Here is a 13,185-nt window from a genome sequence, read left to right as displayed (position 1 = left end):
GGAAACTTCTTATCGTTTATGCTGTATTAATATAAAGGGGAAATTACTATGGTACCATTCGAATCGGATTTTCATTCAGGGGTAGACGACCTCGGTATTCTAACATTTAAAGGAACACGATTTATTCGGTCTGATAGAAATAAAGAGATACAGAATCACGTTACCTAAATGCTTAACCCCTAGGTAGGAAAACGGCTAGTATTTTTTCTAACTATACTATATGATTACATCTATATGAAAATAAATTTACACTCAAAAAGGAGAACCTTATGTCGCATACGATTGATTATATTATTTCTAGTAATGCCGTTTTTACAGGCACTACATCATCCCCTATACAGGCTGCTGTTCTCATTTCCAATAATAGGATTGTGGATGTCATTGATCAACAGCATATAGAGGAATATGTTTCGAATCAAACTAAGGTTATCGATTTTGATGATAAACTGATTATTCCTGGCTTCCATGATTTTCATATCCATCTGTTGTTAGGCAGCATGTTAGAAGATAGTGTGTCGTTATCTGAAGCTCGTTCTGCAACAGCTGTTGCAGCTCTAGTAAAAGAATATGCAGATAAGCATCCAGATACACCACTTATTATTGGTAGCGGCTGGGATGATAATACTTGGAATACAGCGGAGCAAGTCGATAAAAAATACTTAGATGTGGCTGTTCCAGATAGACCTGTAATACTATATCAAGCAGAGTTTCATAGTGCTTGGGTTAATAGTGCTATGTTAGAGCTTGCTGGTATAACAAAGGATACAATGAATCCAGACTTTGGTGAAGTCGTAAAAGATGAAAACGGATATCCAACTGGATTATTGCTAGAACATGCCGTTGGGCTCGTTACAAAAGCAATGCCAATGAAACTAAAAGATAAAGAGCAGCTCCTTGAGAAATTCTTACGTGAAGCATCCCGATATGGTATTACTTCGGTACATGACTTGTTGAGACTACCAGAGATGAGTACAGAAGAAGCAGCTATTTATGCAGATTTTGAACAAAAGGGCAAACTGACAACTCGCTTACACTTTGTAGCACCGTTAAATGGCGATTTAGAAGAAGCAAAACGACTTCGTAATACGTATCATTCTAATATGGTACAGTTTACTGGATTTAAACAATTTATAGATGGGGTTATTACTAGCTATACTGCCTATTTACAAGATCCCTATACAAACAAGCCAGATTCAATAGGTAGTACCGTTTATCCTGAAGAAAGCATTAAGGAATGGACGATAGCTGCTGATAAGGAAAACTTCCGTGTCCGCTTCCACTGTATTGGTGATAAGGCTGTAAAGTTTGCATTAGATACGTTCGAAGAGGCACAGAAACAAAATGGAAATAGAGATTCACGGCACGCCATAGAGCATATAGAAATGATTAGAGAAGAGGATATATCACGTTTCCATGAATTAGGTGTGCTTGCTTCCATTCAACCAGAACATATCAATGGTTCTTCATATGATGTATTTGAAGAATTGATTGGGAAGGAACGTATGCAACGTTATATGCTACAAAAAACACTGATGGATCATGGGGCTACATTAGTTTACGGAAGTGATTATCCTGTTGTAGGCTTAAACCCTTTAACCGCTATTTATCGCGCTGTAACACGACTAGATGATGAGAAAGTAGTTTGGAGTGAAGACGAGAAAATTACGCTTGCTGAAGCACTAAAGGCATATACCTATGCACCTGCCTATGGCTCATTTCGGGAAAAAGAACTCGGTACATTAGAAGCTGGAAAATTAGCTGATTTAATTGTTTTGGATAAAGATTTATTTGCTGTAACTCCTGAAGAAATAAAGACCGCCAATGTCATATTTACTATGGTGGATGGGAAGATTGTATTCGAAGGTATGTAAAAAGCCAGTTCAAAATGAGCTGGCCTTTTTCTTTACATCATATTCTCCACAAACACTTGAACGATTAGAGCTAGAGTCACGATACGTAAAATCGGCTTCATATATGCTGGTTTAATTTTTTCAGCTACTCGAACGCCAATTTGCGCTCCGATGAATGAGCCACAAAGCAGTGCAAGTGTTAAACCCCACATAATCTTCCCTGATGCAATATACATCGCAGCTGCACCAATACAGCTTGAGAACGTCGCAAAACGCACATAGCCTACAGCCTTAATATAATCAATCTTTAAGTAGGCAAAGAGGTAAAGCATTAATGTCCCTTGACCAGGGCCGAATAAACCGTCATAAATCCCGATACCATACAAGCCAGGAATACTTATTTTAGTTGGTTTTAGAACATTACCACCTTGAAAATTTCGCTTTCCAATCATAGAAGTTATAAGTGCTAATAATAATAGGATAATTGCAATGATATAAAGATGTTCAGGATGGAGTAACGTTGCAATTAATCCTCCACTCAGTCCGCCTGTAATACTAATCGGAACAATCCAGTAGCATTCTTTCAATGAAATCTTCTTATGCTTGAGCAAATGAAAAAAACTCGAAAAAGAGCTAACGGTATTAGATACTTTATTTGCGCCAATTGCGGAATGGATTGGCATTCCTAATAACAACATCATCGGAAGACTAATCAATCCTCCCCCACCCGCTACTGTCCCTAGAGTTGTAGCAATGATTCCTGTCAAAAAGATAAAAATAAGATCCATTCTGAATCCCCCCTGTATTCAGTATAGATCTTATTGTTAATTTGAAAAAATACTATATTTCTATCTTCATTGATAACTTTTTGTTATATCACTTGTTAATTAATTGCTTTAATTCCTTACTTAATTCACTTATTTCAACTACTGCTGTATTAATCGATGTAATTAGATCATGCTCACTTTCCAATGTAGAAACAATTTCTTGTGTGGATGAAGCATTTTCCTCGGAAATATTTGCTACGTTTTCCAGCTGCTCTTGGATAGCTTTAAAATCACCTGTTACGGATTGAATCTCTTTCATGCCTATAGATAGACTAGTGCTCGTATCTTTAAAGGATTTCTTCAGCTCATCGAAGAAGGAAGAAACCTCATTCAATAATTTCATCCCTTCACGAGCTGCAAGCTCTCCTTCAGTAGATTTTTCTTTAGCATTCTCTGATTTTTGGAACAGGTTATCCGTTACCTCCGTAATATCAACCGTAATACTAGCACTTTGTTCTGCTAGTTTACGAACTTCATCTGCTACAACGGCAAAGCCTTTTCCATACTCTCCTGCACGTGCGGATTCAATAGCAGCATTTAAGGCTAGTAGGTTAGTTTGTTCTGCTATATCCCTGATACCTTGAAGCAATGAATTTACCCTACCTAAGCTGTCCTGTAAATCTGTTACTGTTAACGTAGTTGTGCCAATTGCATCATTTACCGTACGGATATGGTTGGTTGCCTGTTGAACTTTTTCCCAACCTACCTGTACTTCCCCATTCATATGCTCTGATTTTTCTACGATATTTTGCGAAATGGTTATTGTTTGATTTGTTTTCTCTAATGATGAGCCCATCGATTCATTAACCGTACTAACACTTTCTGCTTCATCTTGAATAGCAGTAGCCATTTGTTGAACCGAATCTAATACTAGCTCACTGGATTCAACTATTGTTGAAATATCCTTATTAAATTGCCCTATTGTTGAATCTAATTTATTCGCGCCATCTTCAATTGTATGGAAAGTATCCTGCAGTTTATCGAGTAATTCCTTCGCTTCTAATTCCTTTTTCGATGATTCTTCTACTAAATCCCTTCCCCATTTCGTTAATAGGTATAGCGCAATTAAGATTCCATCTATCAAAGCGATTACCGTAATAAATCCCTTTAAATTATCATCAATCGAAAGCAGATTTGTAGGCTCTAGGAAGTACAAGGCAAATAAAAGTATGTTTAATACGATACCGAATATTAATATTAATTCTTTTTTAAAATACAACGCAATCATAGCTATTGTTAAAAATATAAGGTAGTGCTTATTTAATGCAAATCCATCTATAACGAATAGCAGCATCACAACTAGGTTTGGTATTAGTGCAAAAATAAACCCTTTCACATAGGCTGGTATTGGCAAGAAATAGTTACCAGTAGAGATGATAATTACGACTAAACCAGCTATAATAATGCCAATACTATCTCCCAAACCTCTAGCCAGTACGATTGGTATTACTAACAGAAAGGTAATGGCAAATAATAATATAAAATTTACTTTATGAACCCTTTTTGTATTATATGTATCTAGATGATTCATGCTGTTCCCCCTTTTTTACAAACTTACTCATACTACTATATCGTCATCTAATTCTTTATTGTGAAGTTTATTTATTTTTTTAGATATATGTCGTTTTGTTTGCCAGAGTTCTACTTGTTCCTATAAGCTAAATGTAATAGGTTTACTAGAGAATGTATTATGGACTTAGGAGGTTGTTTAACTTGAGAATTGGAATTATGGGGGCAGGTTCTTTAGGGACCATTATTGGTGCACTTATCTCTAAAGGGAATGACGAGGTAGAATTAATCGATGTTTACGAAGAGCATGTAAAGGCATTAAATGAACGCGGTGCAACAATTACTGGTACGATGAATGAAACAATTCCAGTTAAAGCTATTACACCAGCTGAAATGTCTGGAAACTATGATTTAATTTTATTACTTACTAAGCAAGTATTTAATCATGATGTTGTATCAAATTTGAAAAACTATTTACATCATGACAGTGTTATTTTATCACTACAAAATGGTGTACCAGAAGAAAGCCTTGTCTCTATTTTAGGAGAAAAACGTGTTATTGGAGGTTCTGTTGAGTTTGGTGCTACTTTTAAGGAACCTGGTGTTTCAGAATTAACTACCGCAACAGAAGCTTTCCAGAGCAATGCTTTCCAAATAGGAGAATTAGATGGATCTATTACAGATAGAGTGAAAAAAATAAAAGAGATATTAGATCTTGTTGGTGGCACTCATGTTACGGATAATTTAGTTGGCACGAAATGGTCTAAGTTACTAGTTAATGTTGCTTTAAGTGGTATGTCAGCTGCACTTGGCTGTAACTTTGGTGAGGTTATTAAAGACGATGCGAGTGTTTATAGTGCTGTATCATTAGCTGACGAAACGATTCGTGTTGGAGAAGCAGCTGGTGTAACGTTTGCTCCACTTGCTGGATTTAATTTAGGTGTCTTTAAACTAGCAGAAGATGAAAGTAATTTACCAACTGCTATAGGATTTGCTCGAAAAGCTTTCGAACCCCAAGCCTTACTAAGAGCAAGTATGCTCCAAGATCTAGAAAAACAAAGAAAAACTGAAATTGACTATATTAATGGATTCGTAGCTGCAAAAGGAAAAGAACTAGGTATTGCAACACCATATAACGATCTTGTTGTACAACTAGTTAAAAAGGCAGAAGAAGAAAAATCGGTACCTACCTTCGAAGGAAACATTGGTTATTTTAAAGCGCTTAAGAAGTAATTATTTTTACTTATACGTTCTAAATCTTTTAAAGGGAACTAAATGCCATTCTCAAGGCATCTAGTTCCCTATTATTTATCGATTCCAATGTCGATGATGTGCAACTGCTTGAACAAAGTGTCTTGCAAACTCCGTCACATTTTCATCCGTTACTACTCCAGGTTTATTTACCATCTGGTTAGCCTCTAACCATTTCTTCCCTTCGCCTATTGCACCAATCGTTTTTTTATGACGATATGCTTCATCAATGAAATAAGCTGCTTTTTCATTAAACATTTTATCCGTGCTACTCCCGCGTACCATGAAAACAGCATCATATAATACGGATTGAGCAGTATAGACATTTTGCACAGCCTCTAATACAACACCATTAGTTCCTTTTACTGGTCCTAAATCTTCACTGATAAACTCTACTACGAGTCCTTCTTTCTTCCAATAATCGAGTATTGATTTTATTACATTACCGTGAAAGCCATTTGAAATAATGACAGCAACTTTACGTGTCTTAGCAGTCATCGTAGTATTTAATTGACTTAGCGCTGGGGATGTTTTTGTAACAGGAGATCCTCCCTGTGTTGGAGGTTTGACCCCAATATTTCTAGCAATTTTTTGTGCTAACTGTAGATCAACATTAGCCAATAAATCAACATTTTGCCGGCGAACCGACTTGCTCTTTACCTTTCCTAACTCAAAGCTAAACGCATCGATAATATGCTTTTTCTCCGGTTCACTCATACTATTCCAGAACAGCTTTGCTTGAGAAAAGAAATCTATAAAGCTTTTACTCCTCCCGCGAATTTTCTTACCGTCTACCTTCTCCTCATAATGCTTATATCCACCTTGCTCAGGTGACGCAGGAGCTGGAGTATTTCCTTGAAGGGAATTACGGTGGTAATTTACTCTGGCAACATTGATAGCCTGCCTATGGAATCCATCTCGTTGATTATTATGGAATGGACAGATGGGTCTATTAATGGGAAGCTCATGAAAGTTAGGACCACCGAGCCGAATCAATTGGGTATCGATGTATGAAAATAGTCGCGCTTGTAATAACGGGTCATTAGTAAAGTCAATGCCAGGTACAACATTCCCTGGATGAAATGCTACTTGCTCTGTCTCCGCAAAGAAGTTATCGACATTATTTGTTAATGTCATTTTCCCAATGATTTTAACAGGTACTTCTTCCTCTGGAATTAGCTTGGTTGCGTCTAATAAATCAAAATCAAATTTAAACTCATCTTCCTGCGGTACGATTTGTACTCCAAGCTCATATTCTGGATAATCTCCTCTTTCAATGGCATCCCATAAGTCGTTTCTGTGAAAATCAGGATCAATTCCCATCAGCTTTTGCGCTTCATCCCAAACTAGTGAATGTACCCCGAGCTTTGGCTTCCAGTGGAACTTAATAAAAAAAGCCTCACCAGCTGCATTAACAAATCGAAACGTGTTAACCCCAAACCCTTCCATCATTCGAAAGCTTCTCGGTATAGCTCGGTCTGACATGATCCACATGACCATGTGTGCATTTTCAGGATTATTAGCTACAAAGTCCCAAAAGTTATCATGTGCAGTCGATGCTTGTGGAATATCGTTATGAGGCTCAGGCTTGAATGAGTGCACGACATCTGGGAATTTAATTCCATCTTGTATAAAGAAGACTGGGATATTATTCGCTACGAGGTCATAGTTTCCTTCTTCTGTATAAAATTTCGTAGCAAACCCACGAGCATCCCTTGCCGTATCACCGGATCCTTTTGAACCGTTTACTGTGGAAAACCGGACAAATACTGGTACTTTATTTGAAGTATCGGTAAAGATTTTCGCTTTCGTATACTGTTCCATGCTTTCATAAAGCTGAAATTCACCATGAGCAGCAAATCCTCGAGCATGAACAACCCTTTCTGGAATCCTTTCATGATCAAAGTGGGTCATCTTCTCCCTAAAATGAAAATCTTCCATTAGGGTTGGCCCCCGTACTCCAGCTGTTAAGGAGAGTTCATCCTCTGACACTCTAAGTCCTTGGTTAGTAGTCATATACTTCCCTTTGTCATCTACACGAAAAGACTCCAGTTGCGCATCCTTTTCGTTCTCATGTCGCTTATCCGCCATTCAGCATACCTCCCCATTAATGGATATGCTGTGATTAGTTCATTTATCCATATGAATTGAATAGGACAAGTTAGCAAATTACTAATACAAAATTTGATTTTGAGGGGTGGACTAAATGGGTGCGATTGAACGCAGCGGTTATCGTTTCGAGCCTGAGTTTAGTGTTATTGAGCAAAACGGGGCAATCCACGTATACCAAGATGGGCAGTTTATCGAAGAAATTACATTTCGTTTTTCCGGTAACTATCCTGAAGTGGACATGATAGAAGAATTAGTGGACGCTTATTGTGAGGAAAGAGGATTGTAACGGTGGTTTAACCAGTCAATGTCATGTTAGACCATAAATGGTCAAATTTAAAAAGTCCACCAACTCTGGTGGACTTCCATTCATCAAACTAATGCATAATTCTTGTGGTTAATTACGGTCTTGATTGGTTCATCGCGTACCTTGTTATGCCCGATTTCCACAATGACGGAGTTTTCTCGTACGATAAGAACAGTTCCTTTTTTCCCTTTATAATCTCCTGTTAAAATCTCAATTGTATCGCCTTCATTTGCTTTTGCCATTATTTAAAACTCCTTCTATTTCTACTTTACATATAAATAGTATTCCACATGGCATGATAACAGATTCACTATAAATAAATAAGTAAAACGCCTTACAAAAATAAATCCAAAATAGTTTCAATCGTGTCATTTTCCAATAGGATATGAAGACCAATCCCGATAAATACTAGAGGAATAATGATTCTTTCGTATTTATTTACAAACGTATAAATTTTTGAACTAGAAGCTAATAGATGACATAATCCACTCCATATCACTACCATAACAAAGAACGTTATAGAAGCAAGAATAATTTGATAAGAAGTCAATGTAGTAAAATATGGCACCATAATCGCAACTTCCTCTGCACCGCCAGCTAATGCAATAACAAAGACTCTAAGCGTAAGATTACTGAATATCGAGGTTTTATGAATAATTCTCTCGCGCTCTTCCTCTTCATCATCCCCTTCAAATAAAGCCATTATTCCTATGGCTATTGGAAGTAAACCAAATAAGCCTGTCCATTTTCCAGTAATAAAAGATATTCCATATAGAGCTATTAAGGAGATAATTAAGATTCCAGTCATTCCTAATTGCTGTCCAATATATATTTGCCTTTCCTGTCTCTTACTTTTAGCATGAGCAAATAAAAAAATGAGTACGATCATCTCATCGATACCTGCAGCAATAAACATGATAGCCATTGTTAGAATTGTAGCCAAGAAAATTCCCCCTATAAGACGAGCTTAATACTATTATAAGCTTGGGAATTTTGGAATAGACCAAGATCATAACAACTTTCTATCGCTAGGTTCATGAAGAATACATACTTTCACCAATTGAACACAAAATAGCTGTATAGATCACGTTAATTCCAGGAGGTATTATGAAGGCTGTTACGTATCAAGGTAAATATCAAGTTGCGGTAAAAGATGTTAAAGCGCCAACTATTCAAGACAAAGAAGATGTGATTATTAAAGTTACTTCTACAGCGATTTGTGGTTCTGACCTACATCTTTATCAGGGGAATTTTCCTCTTCCAATTGGGTATGTCATTGGGCACGAACCTATGGGAATTGTAGAAGAAGTGGGATCGGATGTCACCAAAGTAAAAAAGGGTGATCGTGTCGTTATACCGTTTACAGTAGCTTGTGGAAAATGTCATTATTGCAATCATGAATTAGAGAGCCAATGTGATAACGCCAACCCACATTATGATTCTGGTGGGTACCTTGGGTACTCGGAGAAGTTTGGTAATTACCCTGGTGGTCAAGCGGAGTATTTGCGAGTACCATTTGGTAACTACACTCCTTTTATCATACCACAGGATTGTGAATTAGAAGACGAATCTTTACTGTTCTTATCGGATGTATTACCAACTTCTTACTGGAGTGTTGTAAATAGCGGGGTTAAAGAAGGAGACACGGTAATTGTATTAGGATCTGGTCCAATCGGATTAATGACACAACAATTTGCATGGAAACAAGGGGCAGAACGTGTCATTGCAGTGGATTACATCCAGAACAGACTAGAACTCTCTAGAACAATAAATAAAACAGAAGTATTTGATTTTACGAAAGATGAAGATATGGGGGAAACCTTAAAGGAAATCACCAAAGGTGGCGCCGATGTTGTTATCGATTGTGTTGGAATGGATGGGAAAAAGTCTCCACTTGAATGGGTAGAACAAAAATTAAAGCTACAAGGTGGGACATTAGGACCAATTCAAATTGCTACTAAAGCTGTTCGTAAAGGCGGAACATTACAAATTACTGGCGTATACGGTGGACTTTATAATATGTTTCCATTAGGTCCCTTCTTTACCCGCAATATAACAATTAAAATGGGACAAGCACCTGCGCGTCATTTCATGCCACATCTATACAACATGATCATCAATGAGGAGATAGATCCTACGAAAATTATTACCCACAAATTAGGATTAGAGGATGCTCCACATGCTTATACGATCTTCAATAATAAAGAGGATAACTGTGTTAAAGTAGTTTTAAAACCATAAAAGTAAAGCGTGAGTTTAAATGTGATTATCCAAAGAGCCGAACAATGAATGCGTAAATTGTCCGGCTCTTTCTTATGTTCCAATCACTTTTGATAACCCTATTTTACAATTTCATTTGTCAATTCAATAAATTCAGCTGCATCTTTTGCCATTAATTGAATGCCAGCAGTCCAGAAATCTTCCTTCGTAATATCGACACCAAGATGCTTCTGTGCAAGATCCTCTACTTTCATAGAACCTGTATCACGAAGTAACGCAATATACTTATCCTCAAAACCATCTTTATCCTTCAAGTATTCAGCATAGATACCTAAGCTGAATAGGAATCCAAATGTGTATGGGAAGTTATAAAATGGTATTCCATCAATAAAGAAGTGAAGCTTACTACACCAGAAGTGTGGATGGTAGCTAGCTAAGCTATCCCCATAGGCTTCTTTTTGTGCTTCAACCATAAGTTCATTTAATCTCTTTTCTGACACTATCCCTTTAGCACGTTCTTTATAGAATGCATCTTCAAATAGGAAACGAGCATGGATGTTCATAAACATCGCTGTAGCATTTTCTAATTTTGCATTTAAAAGACTAGCTTTTTCTTCTTTCGTTTTTGCATTTGCTACGGTTGCATTTCCGATAATAGTTTCGGCAAACGTACTAGCTGTTTCTGCCACGTTCATAGCGTAACGACGATTTAACGTCGGAAGATCCTTCATCACATGACTATGGAAAGCATGTCCTAGTTCATGAGCTAGTGTACTTGTATCGGATGATGAACCAGTAAATGTCATGAAAATACGGGATTCCCCAAACTCTGGAAGTGAGGTGCAATAGCCACCTGGTCGTTTATTTGGTCTGTCTTCTGCTTCTACCCAACGATTTTCTAGCGCATGCTTCGCAAAGTCAGCTAATTTAGGCCCGAAAGATGAGAAGTTTTCAATAACAAAATCACATGCTTCATCATAGGTAAACTGAGTAGGTTTGACTTCGCCTAATGCTACAGGAGCATCAACATCCTGCCAGCCTAGTTTTTCCATACCTAATAATTTTGCTTTTTGGTCAAGAAAATCTAGGAACGGTTTCTTATTATTGGAAACAGCTGACCACATTGCATTTAGTGTGTCCTCTGTCATTCGGTTATACTCTAATGGTTCTTCTAAATGATCTTTATACTGATGTTTCTTTTGTAACGTAATACGGTATCCATCTAAGTGATTTAACGTATCTGCAAAGATTGGACCGTACTTTGTCCATGCCGCTTCCCAGTTTTCAAACAGTTGACTTCTTACTTCAGGATCTGGATCTGCGTACATTCTATTCATTGCTTGACCAACCGATAATTCGGTAGTATTGCCCTCTTTATCCGTAAATGGAATAGTTATAATGGATACTACTGTATCGTAAAGGTTACTCCATGCAGCAAGACCATCCTTGTTAAGCTCAGCAATTAGCTTTTCTTCCTCTTCTGATAATAAGCGCTTACCCTCTGAACGAATCTCATTTAATGCAAAAGAAAGCTCTTTTAAATCACTATCTTCTAGCATAGTAGTCCAATCAGTATTTGGTATTTCAACTAGCTTTTTAGTAAATGTATTGGATAACTTTTGAACTTCACTATAAAGCTCCATAATCTGACCCTTTACTACATTGGCATGCTCATCATTCATATATGCATCATGCCACATGTTTACGAATGTTCCAGATTGACCTAACCCTTTTCCAATTGCTTCTTGCTTGTTAAGAATAGTTTTAAACGTGTCAACTGACTGAGACGAATAATCCCAATCATTCAGTAACGCTTGATACTCTGTAATTTGATTTTGGACATCCGTTAATTTAGCCTGTAATTCCTCGGATTTCGTACCTCCAGGGAAAATTGTTTCTAAATCCCAAGTATCTATATATTTCATTTATTTTCACGCTCCCTTTTTATCATTGTAAACCTTCTCGTAATATTTGAAAACTATAATAACTTTTAATAATAGAAACACTTCCCACTAGTGATTGGGTATAAATTATGGTCTAATGTACCATCGTTCTACTGTTTGCTTTTTAGCTTATTTCAGTAGTAAAATGACGGAAACATTAAAATTCACATAAAGAAAGTCGGTATATAATGAAAGTCGTACAAAACATCTCTCAGCTTATTGGGGAGACCCCCATTGTTAAATTAATTAAAGTCGTTCCTGAAGATTCCGCGGATATTTATGTCAAACTAGAAATGTTCAATCCTAGTAAAAGCGTTAAAGATCGTGCGGCATTTAATATGATTCGCGTTGCCGAAGAAAAAGGTCTACTAAAACCAGGTGGAACTATTATTGAGCCTACAAGTGGTAACACGGGAATCGGATTAGCCATGAATGCAGCTGCAAGAGGGTATAAAGCCATCTTAGTTATGCCCGATAATAGCACATTAGAAAGAAGAAGAATCCTACAAGCATATGGTGCAGAAATTGTATTAACACCAAGTGAAGAAAAAATGCCAGGCTGTATTCGTAAAGCATTGGCATTACAAAAAGAAATTCCTGGTAGCTTCATACCACAACAATTTGAAAACGAGGCAAACCCTAGTATTCATCGAACCACTACTGCATTAGAAATATTAGAGCAAATGGATCATAGCTTAGATGGATTTGTGTGTACTGCTGGTACGGGTGGAACGGTAACCGGAACTGGTGAAGTGTTAAAAGAGAACCTTCCCCACATACATATTGCTGTAGTAGAGCCAAAAGGATCCCCTGTGCTATCCGGTGGTCTGCCTGGAAAGCATAAGCTTGTTGGAACAAGTCCTGGATTTATTCCAACTATATTGAATACAGCCATCTATGATGAAATTATTCAAATTGAGGATGACGAAGCAATTCGTATGCTTCGTCAATTAGCTCGATTAGAAGGAATCTTTATCGGCCCTTCAGGAGCTGCAGCTGTTTACGCGGCAATTCAAGTTGGGAAAAAGTTAGGAAAAGGAAAACGTGTGGTGTGCATAGCACCAGATACAGGTGAACGTTATTTAAGCATGGGATTGTTTGAATAATTCAGGGATGGGGACAAAAGGATTTGCATAAAAAGATAACCGAATGATCATACTAATTCCTCT

11 protein-coding genes are annotated in these 13,185 nt (G+C 37.3%); 5 read left to right on the top strand and 6 right to left on the bottom strand.

What is annotated here, in order from left to right; genetic code table 11:
- The first annotated feature begins 269 nt into the window (after window positions 1-269).
- Window positions 270-1,871, top strand: coding sequence for an amidohydrolase (locus tag ACSKT4_RS07210; RefSeq protein WP_465823109.1), 1,602 nt, complete (start codon window positions 270-272; stop codon window positions 1,869-1,871).
- A 32-nt stretch (window positions 1,872-1,903) separates the two neighbouring features.
- Here ACSKT4_RS07210 and ACSKT4_RS07205 read toward each other — a convergent pair whose 3' ends face one another.
- On the bottom strand, window positions 1,904-2,638 hold the full coding sequence (locus ACSKT4_RS07205) for a sulfite exporter TauE/SafE family protein (RefSeq protein WP_186868920.1): 735 nt from the start codon (window positions 2,636-2,638) through the stop codon (window positions 1,904-1,906).
- 88 nt (window positions 2,639-2,726) lie between these two features.
- Window positions 2,727-4,208: a methyl-accepting chemotaxis protein gene (locus tag ACSKT4_RS07200; RefSeq protein ID WP_186868921.1), complete on the bottom strand. Its 1,482-nt coding sequence runs from the start codon at window positions 4,206-4,208 to the stop codon at window positions 2,727-2,729.
- A 182-nt stretch (window positions 4,209-4,390) separates the two neighbouring features.
- On the opposite strand from ACSKT4_RS07200, the gene ACSKT4_RS07195 reads away from it, so the two are divergent.
- The gene (locus tag ACSKT4_RS07195) at window positions 4,391-5,419 is read left to right on the top strand and encodes a ketopantoate reductase family protein (protein WP_186868922.1); all 1,029 of its coding nucleotides are present in this window, start codon (window positions 4,391-4,393) and stop codon (window positions 5,417-5,419) included.
- Window positions 5,420-5,494: 75 nt separating this feature from the next.
- Here the strand turns inward: ACSKT4_RS07195 and ACSKT4_RS07190 are convergent, their stop codons facing one another.
- Window positions 5,495-7,528 carry a catalase gene (locus ACSKT4_RS07190; RefSeq protein WP_465823107.1) on the bottom strand — a complete coding sequence of 678 codons (2,034 nt, stop codon included), beginning with the start codon at window positions 7,526-7,528 and terminating at the stop codon, window positions 5,495-5,497.
- Window positions 7,529-7,643: 115 nt separating this feature from the next.
- Between ACSKT4_RS07190 and ACSKT4_RS07185 the strand changes: the two genes are divergently transcribed.
- Window positions 7,644-7,835 carry a YbxH family protein gene (locus ACSKT4_RS07185; protein ID WP_465823106.1) on the top strand — a complete coding sequence of 64 codons (192 nt, stop codon included), beginning with the start codon at window positions 7,644-7,646 and terminating at the stop codon, window positions 7,833-7,835.
- Window positions 7,836-7,918: 83 nt separating this feature from the next.
- Here ACSKT4_RS07185 and ACSKT4_RS07180 read toward each other — a convergent pair whose 3' ends face one another.
- Both ACSKT4_RS07180 and ACSKT4_RS07175 read right to left on the bottom strand, forming a co-directional pair.
- Window positions 7,919-8,095, bottom strand: a complete 177-nt coding sequence (locus ACSKT4_RS07180) for a DUF2187 family protein (RefSeq protein WP_186868925.1) — start codon at window positions 8,093-8,095, stop codon at window positions 7,919-7,921.
- Window positions 8,096-8,187: 92 nt separating this feature from the next.
- Complete coding sequence (locus ACSKT4_RS07175; RefSeq protein WP_186868926.1) at window positions 8,188-8,796, bottom strand: cadmium resistance transporter; 609 nt, start codon at window positions 8,794-8,796, stop codon at window positions 8,188-8,190.
- A gap of 164 nt (window positions 8,797-8,960) precedes the next feature.
- Between ACSKT4_RS07175 and ACSKT4_RS07170 the strand changes: the two genes are divergently transcribed.
- Window positions 8,961-10,094 carry a zinc-dependent alcohol dehydrogenase gene (locus ACSKT4_RS07170; RefSeq protein WP_186868927.1) on the top strand — a complete coding sequence of 378 codons (1,134 nt, stop codon included), beginning with the start codon at window positions 8,961-8,963 and terminating at the stop codon, window positions 10,092-10,094.
- A gap of 98 nt (window positions 10,095-10,192) precedes the next feature.
- On the opposite strand, the gene ACSKT4_RS07165 is transcribed toward ACSKT4_RS07170, so the two are convergent.
- Complete coding sequence (locus tag ACSKT4_RS07165; RefSeq protein ID WP_186868928.1) at window positions 10,193-11,998, bottom strand: M3 family oligoendopeptidase; 1,806 nt, start codon at window positions 11,996-11,998, stop codon at window positions 10,193-10,195.
- A 206-nt stretch (window positions 11,999-12,204) separates the two neighbouring features.
- Here ACSKT4_RS07165 and cysK point away from each other — a divergent pair, with 206 nt between their 5' ends.
- Entirely contained in the window at window positions 12,205-13,122 is a 918-nt protein-coding gene (gene cysK / locus ACSKT4_RS07160) for a cysteine synthase A (protein WP_465823105.1), read from the top strand.
- Window positions 13,123-13,185: the final 63 nt, after the last annotated feature.

This window comes from Ornithinibacillus liuyingii (assembly GCF_055550225.1).
Note: the sequence above shows the minus strand (reverse complement) of the source record. Positions and strands in the feature narration are given on the sequence as shown.